This window comes from Micromonospora okii, assembly GCF_020884795.1.
Lineage (GTDB): Bacteria > Actinomycetota > Actinomycetes > Mycobacteriales > Micromonosporaceae > Micromonospora > Micromonospora okii.
On the sequence record NZ_BBZF01000015.1, the window covers coordinates 127682 to 144034 of the forward strand.

Annotated in this window: 15 protein-coding genes; 8 read left to right on the forward strand and 7 right to left on the reverse strand. The window is 75.1% G+C overall.

The genetic code is table 11. From position 1 onward, the window contains the following. Positions 1-156: 156 nt before the first annotated feature. Genes LPU43_RS10085 through LPU43_RS10095 form a run of 3 tightly spaced genes read right to left on the reverse strand, consistent with a single transcriptional unit; the run spans position 157 to position 3250 of the window. Positions 157-1107, reverse strand: coding sequence for a VWA domain-containing protein (locus LPU43_RS10085; RefSeq protein WP_229400010.1), 951 nt, complete (start codon positions 1105-1107; stop codon positions 157-159). After that, on the reverse strand, positions 1104-2132 hold the full coding sequence (locus tag LPU43_RS10090; protein ID WP_373321682.1) for a DUF58 domain-containing protein: 1029 nt from the start codon (positions 2130-2132) through the stop codon (positions 1104-1106). The genes LPU43_RS10085 and LPU43_RS10090 overlap by 4 nt, the downstream gene beginning before the upstream one ends. Beyond that, entirely contained in the window at positions 2111-3250 is a 1140-nt protein-coding gene (locus LPU43_RS10095; RefSeq protein WP_229400011.1) for an AAA family ATPase, read from the reverse strand. Before LPU43_RS10095 ends, LPU43_RS10090 begins: the two co-directional genes overlap by 22 nt. A 249-nt stretch (positions 3251-3499) precedes the next feature. Between LPU43_RS10095 and LPU43_RS10100 the strand changes: the two genes are divergently transcribed. The 3 genes from LPU43_RS10100 to LPU43_RS10110 are packed head-to-tail and all read left to right on the forward strand — an operon-like array spanning position 3500 to position 5743. Then, the gene (locus LPU43_RS10100) at positions 3500-3742 is read left to right on the forward strand and encodes a hypothetical protein (RefSeq protein WP_229400012.1); all 243 of its coding nucleotides are present in this window, start codon (positions 3500-3502) and stop codon (positions 3740-3742) included. 43 nt (positions 3743-3785) lie between these two features. Further along, positions 3786-4325, forward strand: coding sequence for a PH domain-containing protein (locus LPU43_RS10105; protein WP_229400013.1), 540 nt, complete (start codon positions 3786-3788; stop codon positions 4323-4325). A gap of 14 nt (positions 4326-4339) precedes the next feature. Then, positions 4340-5743 (forward strand): PH domain-containing protein, encoded by a 1404-nt coding sequence (locus tag LPU43_RS10110; protein WP_229400361.1) that lies wholly within the window; start codon positions 4340-4342, stop codon positions 5741-5743. A 25-nt stretch (positions 5744-5768) separates the two neighbouring features. Here the strand turns inward: LPU43_RS10110 and LPU43_RS10115 are convergent, their stop codons facing one another. Next, entirely contained in the window at positions 5769-6842 is a 1074-nt protein-coding gene (locus LPU43_RS10115) for a phosphatase PAP2 family protein (protein WP_229400014.1), read from the reverse strand. Between the two features lie 61 nt (positions 6843-6903). Here LPU43_RS10115 and LPU43_RS10120 point away from each other — a divergent pair, with 61 nt between their 5' ends. After that, positions 6904-7359, forward strand: coding sequence for a thioesterase family protein (locus tag LPU43_RS10120; protein ID WP_229400015.1), 456 nt, complete (start codon positions 6904-6906; stop codon positions 7357-7359). Beyond that, entirely contained in the window at positions 7356-8186 is an 831-nt protein-coding gene (locus LPU43_RS10125; protein WP_229400016.1) for an MBL fold metallo-hydrolase, read from the forward strand. The genes LPU43_RS10120 and LPU43_RS10125 overlap by 4 nt, the downstream gene beginning before the upstream one ends. Positions 8187-8251: 65 nt before the next feature. On the opposite strand, the gene LPU43_RS10130 is transcribed toward LPU43_RS10125, so the two are convergent. Then, the gene (locus LPU43_RS10130) at positions 8252-8755 is read right to left on the reverse strand and encodes a MarR family winged helix-turn-helix transcriptional regulator (RefSeq protein ID WP_373321683.1); all 504 of its coding nucleotides are present in this window, start codon (positions 8753-8755) and stop codon (positions 8252-8254) included. A gap of 52 nt (positions 8756-8807) precedes the next feature. On the opposite strand from LPU43_RS10130, the gene LPU43_RS10135 reads away from it, so the two are divergent. Beyond that, positions 8808-10085, forward strand: a complete 1278-nt coding sequence (locus LPU43_RS10135) for a multidrug effflux MFS transporter (protein WP_229400018.1) — start codon at positions 8808-8810, stop codon at positions 10083-10085. An 80-nt stretch (positions 10086-10165) separates the two neighbouring features. On the opposite strand, the gene LPU43_RS10140 is transcribed toward LPU43_RS10135, so the two are convergent. Then, entirely contained in the window at positions 10166-11101 is a 936-nt protein-coding gene (locus LPU43_RS10140) for a PfkB family carbohydrate kinase (protein WP_229400019.1), read from the reverse strand. Between the two features lie 453 nt (positions 11102-11554). Here LPU43_RS10140 and LPU43_RS10145 point away from each other — a divergent pair, with 453 nt between their 5' ends. After that, complete coding sequence (locus tag LPU43_RS10145) at positions 11555-12679, forward strand: lytic polysaccharide monooxygenase (protein ID WP_229400020.1); 1125 nt, start codon at positions 11555-11557, stop codon at positions 12677-12679. A gap of 107 nt (positions 12680-12786) precedes the next feature. Here LPU43_RS10145 and asnB read toward each other — a convergent pair whose 3' ends face one another. Further along, positions 12787-14745, reverse strand: a complete 1959-nt coding sequence (asnB, locus tag LPU43_RS10150) for an asparagine synthase (glutamine-hydrolyzing) (RefSeq protein ID WP_229400021.1) — start codon at positions 14743-14745, stop codon at positions 12787-12789. Between the two features lie 195 nt (positions 14746-14940). Between asnB and LPU43_RS10155 the strand changes: the two genes are divergently transcribed. After that, on the forward strand, positions 14941-16338 hold the full coding sequence (locus LPU43_RS10155) for an aminopeptidase P family protein (RefSeq protein ID WP_229400362.1): 1398 nt from the start codon (positions 14941-14943) through the stop codon (positions 16336-16338). Positions 16339-16353 lie beyond the last annotated feature (15 nt).

The following is a 16353-nucleotide window of genomic DNA, read 5'->3' on the forward strand; positions in this document are numbered from 1 at the left end:
GCCCCGCGATCGGGAGCCGGGGCGACGCGCGGGGCAACCCCGGAGCGACCGCCGGCGGGGCGGAACGGCGCCGCCGGGTCGGAACGACGAGGGCCCGGGGGCACCGGAGCGACGACGGTCCGGGGGCCGGAACCACGAGGGCCCGGCGGCGGGGGCTCAGAGCAGCCGGGACGACCAGAGCAGACTCGCCGCGCCCGAGCACAGCGCCAGCAGCAGGGCGATGCCCGCGTACCACTGGGTTATCTCGCGGGGCTCCGTGCGGAACCCGATCGAGCTGCCCATGTCCTGGTAGACCTGCTTCAGCTCGCTGACCGAGGCGGCCTCGTAGAAGTAGCCGTCGGTGGTCTCGGCGAGGTCGGCCAGCGCGAGCCGGTCCACCGGCACGCGCTGGAGCTGCCCGCCGATGTCGACCTGCCCGGAGTCCGTGCCGAAGGCGATCGTCGACACCGGCACGTTGGCGGCCTGCGCGGCGGCGGCGGCCTCCTCCACCGACCGGCCCGAGGTGCGGAACCCGTCGGAGAGCAGCACGATCCGGGCCGGCGGGATGCCCGCCGCGCCGTCGGCCGGCACCGTCCGGATCGCCTCCAGGCAGGTGAAGACCGCCTCCCCGGTGGCGGTGGCCTCGGCCAGCACCAGCCCGTCGATGGCGTGGGTCACCGCGTCCCGGTCCTTCGTGGGCGGCACCAGCACGTTCGCCGACTTCGCGAACGAGACCAGCCCGAGGTTGTAGGTCTCCGGCAGCTCGCCGACGAACTGCTTCGCCGCCTCCTGCGCCGCCTCCAGCCGGTTCGGCGACACGTCGTCGGCCTGCATGGACAGCGACACGTCGATGGCGAGCATGACGGTGGCCCGCTCCAGCGGCTCCTTGGTGTCGACCGCCGGGCGGGCCAGGCCGGTGGCGAGCACCAGCAGGGAGAGCAGGAACGCCGCCGCCGGGACGTGCCGACGCCAGCCCAGCCCCTTCGGCGCGAGGGTGCGCAGCAGGTCCACGTTGGTGAACCGCATCGCGTACGCCCGGCGACGCCGTTGCCGCCACACGTACGCCCCGGCGAGGGCGAGCACCGGCAGCACGGCCAGCAGCCACCACGGTTGCAGAAAACGGATCATCGTGTCGTCCCCCGGGTGCGGGCGTGCCGCTGCGCGGCGACGAAGCGCACCATGTCGAGCAGCCAGTCGGTGTCGGTGCGGAGTCGCAGGTGGGCCGCCCCGGCCCCCCGGAGTTGGGCGGAGATCTCGGCCCGCTGGGCGGCGGCGGCCTCGGCGTACCGACGGCGCAGCCGGGGGTTCGCGGTCTGCACCTCGTGCAGCTCCCCCGTCTCCGGGTCGACCACCGGCAGGATGCCCACGTCGGGCAGCTCCAGCTCGCGCGGGTCGACCACCTCGATCGCCAGCACGTCGTGCCGCACGCGCAGCTTGCGCAGCGGCCGGGCCCACTGCTGCGGCGGCGCGAGGAAGTCGGAGATCACGACCGCGACGCCGCGCCGGCGGGGCGGCCGGTTCAGCGCGTCGACCAGCGCGCCCAGGTCGCTACGACCGGGCCGGATCTCGGTGCCGGCGATCGCGCGCAGCAGTCCCTGGGCCTCCCGGCGCCCGCCCCGGGCGGGCAGCCGGACGATCTGCCCGGGGCCGGCCGGCGGCGACGCGCCCCGGCGGCGACCGGCCGGGGCGTCCGTGGCGGCGCCGCTGCCGACGACCGCCCCGATCCGGTTGCCGCCGCGCACGGTCAGGTGGGTCAGCGCGGCGGCGGCGGCCACCACGACGTCCCGCTTCAGCCACCGGCCGGTGCCGAAGTCCAGGCTCGCCGAGAGGTCCACCGCGAGCCAGGTCTCCAGCTCCCGGTCGGCGACGGTACGCCGCACGTGCGGCGTCGTCGTCCGGGCGGTCACCGGCCAGTCCATCCGGCGCACGTCGTCGCCGGGGCGGTACTCCCGCGACTCCCCCGCCTCGCTGCCCGGGCCGGGCAGCAGGCCGGCGTAGTCGCCCTGGAGCAGGCCGTCGAGCTTGCGGGTGACCAGCAGTTGGAGCCGGGACAGTAGCGCCTCGCTGCGGGGCGCGGCGGCGGGCGACGGCGACCACCGCGCGCCCGGGGAGGGGGCGGGGGCGGGTGAGGTCACGGCCGCTGCCCGGGCCACCCGGCGCCGGCCGGCGGGGGGCTGCCGGGGGTGGCCTGCTGGCGCGGGGCCACCGCCGGCAGCGGGATGGTCGACATCACCCGCTGCACCACGTGGTCGGCCGGCACGTCGTCGGCGAGCGCGTCGTAGCTGAGCACCAGCCGGTGGCGCAGGATGTCGGGGGCGACGTCCTGCACGTCCTGCGGCAGGGCGTAGTCCCGGCCGCGCAGCAGCGCCAGCGCCCGGGTCGCCCGGACCAGGCCGAGCGAGGCGCGCGGGCTGGCGCCGTACTGGATCAGGCGGGCGACGTCGGGCATGCCGTGCGCGGCGGGGGCACGGGTGGCCAGCACCAGCCGGACCGCGTAGTCGACCAGCGCGTTGTGCACGAAGACCTGGTCGGCCTTGCGCTGGAGGGCGACCAGGTCCTCGGTGTCGAAGACCCGCGCCGGCTCGGGCGCGGTCACGCCCATCCGGTAGACGATTTCCCGCTCCTCGGCGTCGGTGGGGTAGCCGACCACGATCTTCATGAGGAAGCGGTCCCGCTGCGCCTCCGGCAGCGGGTAGACGCCCTCCTGCTCGATCGGGTTCTGGGTGGCCATCACGAGGAACGGGTCCGGCACCCGGTGGCTCTGGCCGCCGATGGAGACCTGCCGCTCGCTCATCACCTCCAGCAGCGCCGACTGCACCTTCGCGGGGGCCCGGTTGATCTCGTCGGCGAGCAGGAAGTTGACGAAGACGGGGCCCAGCTCGACGTCGAACTTCTCGCTGGACTGCCGGTAGATCCGGGTGCCCATGATGTCGGCGGGGACCAGGTCCGGGGTGAACTGCACCCGGGCGAAGGACCCGCCGACGACCCTGGCGAGGGTCTCCACGGCCAGGGTCTTCGCCACGCCGGGCACGCCCTCCAGCAGGCAGTGGCCCCGGGCGAGCAGCGCCACGAACATCCGCTCGACCATCCGGTCCTGCCCGACGATCACCCGCTTGATCTCGAACAGCGCCCGCTCCAGCAGGGTGGCGTCCTGCGCGGGGGTGGTCGTCGCGGGCGTGGTGCCTGTCGCGGGCGCGGCGGTCGGCGGGGGCGGCGGCTCCGGCGCGGTGCCGTTCGGCGTCGGGGCGTCGGGCGTGGTCGGCTGGGCCACCGGTCCTCCACAGCATGATCGGTCGTCGCGGCGTGGTGCGTATCAAGACTCGCATGCCCGGCTGAGAGCCGAGGCGGGGAGAAGACGATTCTCGCCACGCCGTCCCGTGGTACCGAAACGCCGGTCCACGGCTGGACATCGAGGGGCCCGGCGTGTGTACGATTCTCCCCGTCGCCGGGCGGCTCCCCCCGTGGCCGCCCGGCGCTCTGATCTTCCCGCCTCGCCCCGCCGGCCCCTAGACTGGCCCGGGTGAGCGCCTCCCTCCCCGACGACGCCGCCGACGCGGGCCCCGCCAAGGGTGCCGACGCCGCGCCGATCTGTTCGGCCAAGGGCTGCCGCGCCCCGGCGGAGTGGGCGTTGCGCTGGAACAATCCGCGGCTGCACACGGCCGACCGGCGCAAGACCTGGCTCGCCTGCGCCGCGCACCGGGAGCACCTCGGCGGCTTCCTCGACGCCCGGGGCTTCCTGCGGGACGTCTCGCCGCTGGCCTGATCGCCTACGCTCGACTGGTGAGCGCGCAGAGCGGACGACCCCGGTGACCGGCGAGCCCGTCGGCTGTCCCCCACCACCCCCGACCGGCGCACCGGCGGGCCCCCTGGAGCCCTGGCCGGAGACCGTCCGCTGGCAGTCGGTCTCGACCGACCTGATCCGGGTCGAGCTGCTGCGCCTGGCAGGGCTGCTCGGGGTGGTGCTGGTCGGGCTGGCGGTCGGTTGGGTGATGTCCGGGCACCGGCTGTTCGGCGTCGCCGTCGGCGCGGTGGTGCTGGTCGGCGCGGTGCGGGTGGTCACCATCGTCCGGGCGGTGCACGCCTGGGGGTACGCCGAACGCGAGGACGACCTGCTGGTCCGGCACGGGCTGCTGGTCCGGCGGCTCTCCGTCGTGCCGTACTCGCGGATGCAGTTCGTCGACGTCAGCGCCGGCCCGCTGGAGCGGGCGTTCAACCTGGCCACCGTGCAGTTGCACACCGCCGCGGCGGCCAGCGACGCCCGCGTGCCCGGGCTGCGCCCGGCGGAGGCGTCCCGGCTGCGCGACCGGCTCACCGCCCTCGGCGAGACCCGCACGGAGCCCCTGTGACCCCCGACCTCCCCATGCCCGACCCGCCCCCACCCCCCACCCCGGCCCCGCTGCCCGCCCCGGCCACGGCGCCCGGGGACGGGGGGCCGGGCGGTCGGGGCGGCGTCGCGGACGCCGAGCCCCGGCAGCGGTTGCACCCGTTGAGTCCCGTGCTGCACGGGGCCAAGTCCCTCGTCGTGGTCATCGCCGGGCTGTCGTGGTCGACCCTCTCCCGGGTCGGGTTCGGGTGGTTCGCGTTGATGGCGGCCCTGCTGGCCCTCGGCGCGACCGTGCTCGCAGTCGTGAGCTGGTACAACACGGGCTACCACGTGGTCGGCCGGGAACTGCGGGTGCACGAGGGGCTGCTCTGGCGGCGCACCCGGGCGATCCCACTGGAGCGGCTCCAGGCCGTCGAGGTGGTCCGCCCCCTGCTCGCCCAGCTCACCGGGCTGGCCGAGCTGCGGCTGGAGGTGGTCGGCGGCGCGAAGACGGAGGCGCCGCTGGCGTACCTGGGGGTGGCCGAGGCCGGCGTCCTGCGGCGGCGGCTCCTCGCGCTCGCCGGCCCGGCGCCCGCCCCGGGGCCGCAGCCCGCGCCGGACGACGTCGCGCCGGCGGTGCCGCCCCCGCCGGGGCGCGCGCTGCACGCGGTGTCCAACCGGGACCTGCTGGTCAGCCAGCTCCTCACCCCGCAGGCGTTCCTGCTCCCCTTCGGCGTGGCCTTCGTCGTGGCCCAGTTCGTCTCCGAGGGCTCGTACTCGTTCATCGCGGTGGCGAGCACGATCACCGCGATGGCCGGCGTGCTGTTGCAACCGGTGCGCCGGGTCCTGGACGACTGGAACTTCCGGCTGGCGCGGGACGAGGGCACCCTGCGCGTCCGCAACGGCCTGCTGGAGACCCGCGCGCAGACCGTGCCGCTGAGCCGGGTGCAGACGGTCGGGGTGACCTGGCCGCTGCTCTGGCGCGCCAAGGGCTGGCTGCGGCTGCGCCTGGAGGTGGCCGGCTACTCCGCGGCCGAGGGCGACGACCGGAACCGGCCGGACCGGCTGCTGCCCGTGGGTGACCACCCGACCGGGGAGGCGATCGTCGCGGAGGTGCTGCCCGGCGTGCGGCTGGGCGCGCTGGCGACCACCCTCCCGCCGACCCGGGCCCGCTGGCTGCGCCCGCTGAGCCGCCGGGCGGTCGGGGCGGGGCTCGACGAGCGGGTCTTCGCCGCCCGTTCCGGGCTGCTCACCCGGCAGCTCACCGTCGTGCCGTACGCCCGCATCCAGAGCGTGCGGGTGACCCAGGGGCCGGCGCAGCGGCGGCTACGGCTGGCGACCGTGCACGCGGACACGGCGGGCGGGGCCGGCGCCGCCGCACCTGACCGAGACCTGGCCGAGGCGTGGTGGCTGGCGGCGGAGCTGACCGCCCGGGCGCACGCGGCCCGCCGCGCCGGCTGACGATCGGCGACGCGGCCGGGCGGGGTCAGCGGGCGGCCGGGACCGCCGGGGGGTCACCGGCCGTGGTGGCGGGGGCGGACGGGAGCGGGCCGGCGGGTTCGGCCGGGCCGGCTTCGTCGTCCGGGTCGCCGGGGCCGGTCGGGCCGCGGCGCGCCCGGCGGGCCGCCCACCAGCGCTCCGCCAGGCCGACCGCCAGGAAGGTCATGCCCACGTACGCCCAGCCGACCAGCACGTCGATGACGTAGTGCTCGCCCGAGTAGACCAGGGTGAAGGTCATCGCCAGGGGGTACGCGAGCAGCAGCGGCCACCAGCGGCGGCGGACGGAGCGGAGGAAGAACACCACCACGAAGAGGGCGAACGCGGTGTGCAGCGACGGCATCGCGGCCACCGGGTTGGAGGCGATCTGCCCGGCGTTGAGCAGGTTGCCGGCACCGTGCATGCCGAACGCCTTCCACCCCCGCGTGGAGATCCGGGCGACCTCGGTGAGCAGCCCGTTCTGCGCCGCCCACCAGGGCGGGGCCGCCGGGTAGAGGAAGTACGTCACCAGGCCCGTCGCGCAGAGGAAGCCCCAGCGGCGCATGAACGCCGCCCAGCGTCGCCGGTTGCGCATCCAGAGCACGGCGGCGGCGGCGAGCGCCACCACGAAGTGCGAGAAGTAGACCCAGCTCACCGCCACGTCCCACCACCGGACCTCGGGGCGGTAGAGGTGCTCCTGCAACCAGACGGTCGGCACCTCGCCGCCGGTGGCCCAGCCGAACATGAACCGGTCGGCGACGATCAGCTCCATCGCGTGCGGGACGGCACCGTTGTCGGCGAACCCCCGGGAGAGGTTGTAGACGAACAGCAGCAGCACCACCGGCACCCAGTCCCGGGCGAAGCTCAGGTGGCTGCGCCACGGGCGGTGGGAGTTCCAGGCGATGGTGCCCGCCCAGATCCAGAGGAACGCGTACGCCGGGTCTGTGGGCAGGCCGATGACGAGCCAGCCGGCCACGAAGGCGACGGCCCAGACGACCATGGCGACCACCCGGCGGCGCCCGCCGTCGGGGGTCTCCGGGGGTCCGGTGGGGGCGGGGGGCTTGGGGTCAGTCGCGACGGCCATCGCCGTCCAGGTTAACGGCGGCACCGCGGAGGGCCCACGCCGACCACCTAGGCTGTGCCCCATGCAGGAGCAGTCCGAGCAACCCCTCGCGCCGGGCCTGTCCGCCCGGGTCGAGCTGACGGTGACCGACGCCGACACCGCGCAGGCGGTGGGCTCCGGTGACGTGCCGGTGCTGGGCACCCCCCGGGTGGTCGCCCTCGCCGAGGCGGCCACGGTGGCGGCGACCGCCGCCGCCCTGCCGCCGGGCCGGACCACGGTCGGGCTCCGCGTCGAGCTGGACCACCGCGCGCCCACCCCGGTCGGCCGGACGGTGGTGGCGCGGGCGACGCTCGCCGAGGTCGCGGGGCGTCGGCTGCGCTTCGAGGTGACCGTCAGCGACGGCGGGGAGACCGTCGCGGCGGGGCGGGTGGACCGGGTGCTGGTCGACCGGCAGCGCTTCGTCGAGCGGGCCGGGGCTGCCCCCGCGACGACGGGTACGCCCGGCCGGGCCGACGCGGCGGGGCCACCGGCGTCGTGACGCCCCGCTTCGTCGAGGTCGCCGACCGGGTGCACGTGCTGCGCGAGCCGCTGCTCGACGTCAACGTCACGCTGGTCGTCGGCGACGGCGCGGCCCTGGTGGTGGACACCCTCTCCACCGCCGGGCAGGCCGCCGGGCTGGCCGCCGCCGCCCGGGCGGTCACCGCACACCCGTGGACGGTGGTGAACACCCACCACCACTTCGACCACTGCTTCGGCAACGCGCTCCTCGCCGCCGACCCGGCCCGGCCGGTGTACGCGCACGAGGCCACCGCCGAGGCGCTGCGCGAGCGCCCCGACGAGGTGCGCCGGGCAGCGTACGAGGAGATGCGCGAGACCCACCCGGAGCTGGCCGCCGAGCTGGCGGACGCAGAGCTGCTGGCCCCGACGCACGCCGTGCGCTCGGAGGCGGTGCTGGACGTGGGCGGGCGGCGGGTGCTGCTGCGTCACCCCGGGCCCGGGCACACCGGCGGCGACCTGGTGGTGCACGTGCCGGACGCGGACGTGCTGGTGGCCGGGGACCTGGTCGAGCAGGGCGGCCCACCGGCGTTCGAGGAGTCGTACCCGCTGCGGTGGCCGGACGCGGTGGCCGACCTGCTGCGGCTGACCACCCCGGGCACGGTGGTCGTGCCCGGGCACGGCGAGCTGGTCGACCCGGGGTTCGTGCGGGCCCAGCAGGGGCAGCTCGCGGAGCTGGCCCGGCTGATCCGGGCCGGCCACGCCGACGGTGCCCCGCCGGAGCGGGTGGCCGCCGAGGCCCCCTTCGGCCCGCGTGCCGCCCTGGTGGCGACCCGCCGCGGCTACGCCGAGCTGGACGGGGCCGCCTGACCACGCGGCCCGCCGCACCTGTGCCCTCGCCCGACGGGGCCGCCTGACCGCGCGGCCCGCCGCGGCTACGCCGAGCTGGACGGGGCCGCCTGACCGGGGTCGCCGTGCGCGACGAGGGTGGCCACGTGGGCGAGGTGGGGCAGGGCCACCTGCAGGGCGCGGCGGGCCGCCGGGTCGAGGGCGGTGAGGGCGGCGGCGAGCAGCTCGGCGCGGTGCCGCTCGTGGTCGGCCATCCGCCGGCACGCGGCGTCGGTGAGGCGCAGCCGGACCAGCCGCCGGTCGTCCGGGTCGCGCTCGCGGCCCAGCAGCCCGGCGTCGACCAGGTCGCCGACCAGGGTGCTCACCGTGTTCGGCGCGGTGCCCAGCCGGCGGGCCGCCTCCTTGACGGTGACGTCGGGGTGGGCGCGGACCACCAGCAGCAGCTCCACCTGCGCCTCCGGCAGCAGCGGCCGATTGGCCCGCAGGGCGGTCGAACGGCGCAGCAGCCGGTGCAGGTCCCCCACGGCGGCGGCGAGCCGCACGGGGGTCTCGTCGGTCGGCACGAGGTCACCTACTTCCCGGTGAAACATGTCTGAGACCAGAGGTAAGGTTACCCGGACTCGACTTCCCTGGGGGGGCTTCATGGCGCGCGCGGCGCATCCGACCCGTCCGGCGCCGGTCGCCGGTCGACGTGGCCCCGGCGGCCCCGCCGCGACGCCCGTCTACAAGACCGGGGCGCAGGCCGCCGGGCGGGGCGGCGGAATCGGGCTGCTGGTGCTGCTCGGGCTGCTCACCGCGATCGGCCCCTTCTCCCTGGACACGTACCTGCCGGCGTTCCCGGCCATGGCCGACGACCTCGACGCCAGCCAGTCCCAGATCCAGCTCTCCCTGACCACCTGCCTCATCGGGATGGCCGCCGGCCAGTTGGTGACCGGCCCGCTCAGCGACCGATGGGGCCGGCGTCGGCCGGTGCTGATCGGGCTCGGCGCGTACGCGCTGCTCTCGCTGGCCTGCGCGGTCGCCCCGAACGCCGGGCTGCTCGCGGCGGTCCGGTTCGTGCAGGGCTTCGCCGGCGGCACGGGCGTGGTGGTGTCCCGGGCGGTCGTGCGCGACCTCTACGCCGGCCGGGCCGCCGCGAAGTACTTCTCCCGGCTCACCCTGGTCTTCGGCATCGCCCCGGTGGCCGCGCCCAGCGTCGGCGGCCTGGTGCTGCGGTTCGGGTCCTGGCGGGCGGTCTTCGTCTGCCTGGCCGTGATCGGCCTGCTGCTCGCCGCCGCCGTGGCCTGGCGGCTGCCCGAGACGCTCCCCGTCGAGCGGCGCAGCAGCGGGGGCCTGGCCGGCACCGTCCGGGCCATGGGGTCGCTGCTGACCGACCGGGTCTACCTGGGGTACGTGCTGACGCAGGGGCTCGCCTTCGCCGCTCTGTTCGCCTACATCTCCGGGTCGTCGTTCGTCTTCCAGGACGTGTTCGGCGTCTCCGGCAGCACGTTCGGGCTGATCTTCGGGGCCAACGCGCTCGCCCTGGTCGCCGTCGGGCAGGCCAACGCCCGCCTGCTCGACCGGTTCACCCCCCGGGTGCTGCTGCTGGCCAGCCTGCTGGTCGGCGTCGGGGCCGCCGTGGGCGTGCTGGGGGGTGCCGCCGCCGACAGCCTGTGGCCGGTCGCCGTGGCGCTGTTCGTCTTCGTCGGCACCATCGGCATGGTGACGCCCAACAGCGCGGCGCTGGCGCTGGACCGGCACGCCACCCACGCCGGCACGGCCGCCGCCCTGATGGGCGCCCTCCAGTCGGTGATCGGCGCGCTCGCCGCCCCGCTGGTCGGGCTCGGCGGCGAGGGCAGCGCCCTGCCGATGGCCGTCGTGCTGGCGGGGGCCGCCGCGCTCTCCCTGGTCGCCGCGCTGACCCTGGCCCGCTCCCGCTGACGGACCGGCCCCGGCGGACCGGCCTCCCGGACCGCGGACCGACCTCCGGGGCGGCGAGCCGGTCCTGCGGGGCCGGGTCGTCAGTGGGGGAACCGGCGCAGGACCTCGGCGCGGGTGGGCATGGCGACCGCGCCGCCCGGCGACTCGCAGACCAGGCCGGCGACCCGGAGCGCGAACGCGACCCGCCGGTGCCAGTCGGCCGGGGCCTCGGGCTCCCCGTCGACCAGCAGCTCGGCGATGAGCGCCGCCATGACGGAGTCGCCCGCCCCGGTGGCGTCCACCGCGCGCACCTTCGGCGCGGGCACGCGTACCGGGTCGGCCCCGGCGGCGGCGACCACCGCGCCGTCCGGGCCGAGGGTGACCACGGCGGTCCCGGCCCCCAGCTCCCGCAGGTGGGCCGCGACCCCCTCGACCGGCTCCCCGGGGTAGAGCAGCTTCGCGTCGGCCGCGCTGAGCTTGACCAGGTGGGCGGAGGCGGCGAACTCGGCCACGGTCCCGCGCAGCCCGGCCAGCGCTGTGGGCCCGTCGAGCAGCCGGGGCCGCACGTTCGGGTCGAAGACCCGCAGGCCGCCCGCCGCCGACCAGGCGCGGCGCGCGGCGGCCAGCACGCCCGGGACCAGCAGCACGATCGACCCGCAGTACAGCACGTCGGCACCGGAGACCAGACCGACGTCCAGGTCGTCGGCGGTGAGCAGCCCATACGACGGGGGCTCTCCGTAGAACCGGAAGTCCGGCTCGACGCCGGAGTGGGTGGCCACCGCCAGGGCCGTCGCCGCCGGCACGGTGACCGCGCCGTCGAGCCCGACCCCGGCGTCGGCCAGGAAGGCGCGGATGCGCCCGGCGAGCACGTCGTCGCCGAACGAGCCGACGAACTGCGCCCGCCCGCCGAGCCGGGCCACCCCGACGGCGACGTTGAGCGGCCCGCCGCCGACGGCCTGCCGGAAGACGGGCCGGCCGTCGCACTCGGCGTCGAGCAGGTCGACCAGGGCCTCACCGAGCACCACCGCGTATCCCATTCCGATCCCCTCCGTCCGTTCGGCTGCCGTACCCGATCCTGTCCCATCCGGTCTGGCGGCGGGCACGCCGGCCCGCACGCCGCCCGCGCGGGGCGTGCGGCGTCCGGCGCGGCCCTGCCGCCGGGGGCGTGCGGCGTCCGGCGCCGTCCCGTCACGAGGGCAGTGGCGCACCTCCACCCGGGGCCGGCCGCGACACTGAATCCCATCGACAAGCGGCTATTGCGGAGGAACGGCTCGGCGTGGTGAGATGGCGCTGCCGGTCGACGCGAGGGCTGTCGCGTCCGCCGGCGCCGGGAGAGAGCCAGCGCGAGGGCATGTCCGGTCCGCCGAGACGGACCGTCGGTGAGCCGCGCCCCGCACGCCCTCCGCGCAGGGCACGGCACCGTGATCGCCAATCCGCTCGTTCGCAGCGGGACGTCCGGTGCGCCTCGTCCCGCGAGTCAGGAGAAACCCGTGACCCGTTCCCGTACGGCCGCGCTGCTCATCGCGGTCGCCACCCTCACGGCGGGCGCCGTCGCCCTGGTGCCCGACCCCGACCCGGCCGCCGCCCACGGCGCCGCGATGACCCCCGGCAGCCGGACCTACCTGTGCTGGAAGGACGGCCTCACCCCCACCGGCGAGATCAGGCCGGTCAACCCGGCCTGCACGGCGGCGGTCGCGCAGAGCGGGGCGAACTCGCTGTACAACTGGTTCAGCGTGCTGCGCTCCGACGCCGGGGGTCGCACCGTCGGCTTCATCCCCGACGGCAAGCTGTGCAGCGGCGGCAACCCCGGCTACACCGGCTACGACCTGGCCCGCACCGACTGGCCGCTGACCCACCTGACCGCCGGGGCGAGGTTCGACTTCAAGTACAGCAACTGGGCCCACCACCCGGGCACCTTCTACTTCTACGTGACGAAGGACAGTTGGAGCCCGAACCGGCCGCTGGCCTGGGGCGACCTGGAGGAGCAGCCCTTCCTCACGGTGACCAACCCGCCGCAGAACGGCGGGGTGGGCACCAACGAGGGGCACTACTACTTCAGCGGCAACCTGCCGTCGAACAAGAGCGGCCGGCACGTCATCTACTCGCGGTGGGTCCGCTCGGACAGCCAGGAGAACTTCTTCGGCTGCTCCGACGTGACCTTCGACGGCGGCCGGGGCGAGGTCACCGGCATCGGCGGCTCGCCCAACCCGACCACCCCGCCACCGAACCCCACCACGCCGCCGCCGAACCCGACGACGCCGCCGCCCGGCCCGACCACTCCCCCGCCGGGGCCGACCACCCCGCCGCCGCACGGCGGTGACTGCATGGCGGTCTACAAGGTGACCAACGCCTGGTCCGGCGGGTTCCAGGGCGAGGTGACGATCATGAACCACGGCGCGACGCCGTTCGCCGGCTGGAAGGCCACCCTGGCCTGGCCCGGCGCGACGACGATCAACAGCCTGTGGAGCGGCACGTTCACCACGTCCGGGCAGACCACGACGGTGACCAATGCCGCGTGGAACGGCACGGTCGCCCCGGAGGGGACGACCACGTTCGGCTTCGTGGCCAGCAGCGGCGCGACCGGGCTGCCCACGGTGAGCTGCGCCCGCACCTGACCCGACGCCGCCCGCCCGCCGGGTGCGGCGCGCGTCAGGACCGCCCGCTCGGGCCCGGCGCAGAGAGAAGGGCCCCGGCCGTTCGGCCGGGGCCCTTCCTCAACAGGTCAGCGGACCATGCTGCCGACCACCGGCTTGGTCAGCAGGGCGGACTGGTTGCGCCGGATGCCCGGGTCGAGGGTCTTGGCCACGAAGATGGCGTGCCAGATGCAGAAGATCAGCACCGTCCACACCTTGCGGGAGTGGTCGGCCTCCTCCCGCTTGTGCTCCTCCAGCAGCCGCATCGCGTACGACAGGTCGATGAGGTCGCCCGCGCCCGAGGTGGAGAGGACCCAGCGGGCCCACTCGTACATCTCGCCGCGCAGCCAGACCCGGGTGGGGGTCGGGAAGCCCAGCTTCTTGCGGTTGACGATGGCCGGCGGAACCACACCCTGGAGGGCCTGGCGCATGGCGTACTTGGTGGCCTCCGAGCGCGGCGGGAGCTTCAGGTCCACCGGAATGATGGAGGCCACGTCGAAGACCTCCTTGTCCAGGAACGGCACCCGGACCTCCAGCGAGTGCGCCATCGAGATCCGGTCGGCCTTGACCAGGATGTCCCCGCGCAGCCAGGTGTAGAGGTCGACGTACTGCATCTTCGTGACGTCGTCCAGCTCCGTGCACTCGGCATAGATGGGGGCGGTGACGTCGGTGTAGCGCACCGAGGGGTCGTAGCGGCGCAGCAGGTGCTGCTTCTCCTCCTCGGTGAACATCCGGGCGTTGCCGTAGTAGCGCTGCTCGATCGGGGTGGTGCCGCGCTCCAGGAAGCTCTTGCCCTTGACCCCCTGCGGGATCGCCTTCGAGACCGCCCGCAGGCCCTTCTGCACCCCGCCCGGCAGGCCGTTGACGCCGCTGAGCGACAGCGGCTCCCGGTAGATGGTGTACCCGCCGAAGAACTCGTCGGCGCCCTCGCCGGAGAGCACCACGGTGACGTGCTCGGCGGCCTTCTGCGCCACGAAGTACAGCGGTACGAGGGCCGGGTCGGCCACCGGGTCGTCCAGGTGCCAGACGATCTTCGGCAGGGCGTCGATCATGTCCTGCGGCCCGATCTTGGTCGGGATGGTGGTCACGCCGAGGTGCCGGGCCGACTCCTGGGCGACGTCGATCTCCGAGTACCCGGGGACGTCGTAGCCGACGGTGAAGGTCAGGATGTTCGGGTTGAACTCGCGGGCCAGGGCCACCACGGCGGTGGAGTCGATGCCGCTGGACAGGAACGAGCCGACCGGCACGTCAGAGCGCATGTGCATCCGGACGCTCTCCCGCAGCGTCTCCCGGATGTGGTGGTAGAGCCGCTGTTCGTCGTTGACGGGGGCGGGCCGGAACACCGGCCGGTACCACCGGCGCACGTCGATGCGGTTGCCCGGGGCCCAGTTCAGGTACTCGCCCGAGCCGATCCGGCTGATCCCCCGGTGCAGGGTGCCGGGCTCCGGGACGTACTGGAGGGTGAGGTAGTGGCTCAGGCTCGCCGTGTCGACGCCCGCGTCCCCGGCGTACGCCGACTGGGCGAACGGCAGCAGCGCCTTCTTCTCGGAGGCGAGGTAGAGCCCGTCGGCGGTCTCCAGGTAGTGCAGCGGCTTGATGCCGAAGTTGTCGCGGGCGCCGAAGGCGCGGCGCTCCTGCCGGTCCCAGATCACGAAAGCGAACATGCCGCGCAGCCGGGTGAGCACCTGCTCGCCCCAGAAGTGGTAGCCGGCGACGATCACCTCGCCGTCGCCGGCGGTGGCGAACTGGGCCCCGTAGGTGCGCACCAGCTCGTCGCGCAGCTCGATGTAGTTGTAGATCTCGCCGTTGAAGGTCAGCAGGTACCGGCCACCGGCGTACGGCAGCGGCTCGTGGCTGGAGGCCACGTCGATGATCGCCAGCCGCTTGTGCGCGAACACCGCGTCGGCGTGGCCGCTCGGGTCGCCGATGACCTCGACCCCCGTCTCGTCCGGTCCGCGGTGGTGCAGGCATTCCAACGCCCCCGCGATGTGGTCGCGGTAGGCGGCGGCGTTGCCGTTCGCGCTGAAGAAGGCCAGGAGTCCGCACATGGGGGCCATCTTTTCACGCCGCCGGAGCGGGCGTCGCGGGCACCGCAGGCTCCCCGCCCGCGCGTGCGGGGAGTACCGTTCGGATCAGCGACGAGGCGGAGGGAGCGGATCTTGAGCGAGAACCGGACGGGCGGTCAGCCGGCGGACGGCACCGAGTCCCACGACCCGGACTTCCCGGAGGCGTTCCTGTCGTTCATGCGCCAGGGCTGGCGGGACACCACCCTCCCGGTCGGCCCCCGCGTGGAGGTGCCCAACCACGCCAAGCGGCGGGCCGCGCTCTCCGCAGCCTTCCCGGGCGAGACGCTGGTGATCCCCACCGGCGGCGAGAAGGTGCGCGCCAACGACACCGAGCACCGGTTCCGGCCGGGCAGCGACTTCGTGTACCTGACGGGCGACCACGACCCGGACAGCGTGCTCGTGCTGCGCCCGAACGGCTCGGGGCACGACGCCGTCCTGTACATGCGGCCCCGCTCCTCCCGCGACAGCGACGAGTTCTTCCGCAGCCGCCACGGCGAGCTGTGGGTGGGCCGGCGGCACACCCTGGCCGAGAAGTCGACCGAACTGGGCCTGCCGACCGCCGACCTGGGCGAGCTGGAGGCGGCGCTGGCCGACTTCGCGCCGGGGCGCACCCGGGTGCTGCGCGGCTTCGACACCCGGGTGGACGAGGCCGTGCTCCCGTACGACGGGCCGCGCGAGGAGGGGCAGCCGGCTCGGGACCGGGAGCTGGCCATCGCGATCTCCGAGCTGAAGCTGGTCAAGGACGAGTGGGAGATCGCCCAGCTCCAGGACGCGATCGACGCGACCGTGCGGGGCTTCGAGGACGTGGCCCGGGTGCTGCCGGCCGACCGGGGCGTCTCGGAGCGGCTGCTGGAGGGGATCTTCGCGCTGCGGGCCCGGCACGACGGCAACGAGGTCGGCTACAGCTCGATCGTCGGCGCGGGCGAGCACGGCACGATCCTGCACTGGGTGCACAACCACGGCACCACCCGGCCGGGCGAGCTGCTGCTGATGGACATGGGCGTGGAGAACCGCAACCTCTACACCGCCGACGTCACCCGGGTGCTCCCGGTCGACGGCCGGTTCACCCCGTTGCAGCGCCAGGTCTACGACATCGTGTACGCCTCGCAGCAGGCCGGCATCGAGTTCATCCGGCCGGGCGTGGCGTTCAAGGACGTGCACCGCACGTGCATGCGGGTGCTCGCCGAGGGCCTGGCGGACCTGGGCCTGCTGCCGGTGAGCGTCGACGAGGCGATGGACGAGAAGTCGACCGTCTACCGCCGGTGGACGCTGCACGGCTTCGGGCACATGCTCGGCATCGACGTCCACGACTGCGCCAACGCCCGCAAGGAGATGTACCGCGAGGGCGCCCTCGGCGAGGGCTACGTGCTCACGGTCGAGCCCGGCCTGTACTTCCAGCCCGAGGACGAGCTGGTCCCGGAGGAACTGCGCGGCATCGGCATCCGCATCGAGGACGACGTGCTGGTCACCGCGACCGGGGCGGTCAACCTGTCGGCGGGGCTGCCGCGTACGGCCGACGAGGTGGAGACCTGGCTGGCCAAGCAGCGCGAGGCGGGCCCCCGCCTGCCCGGCTGACCCGAGATAGGCCCA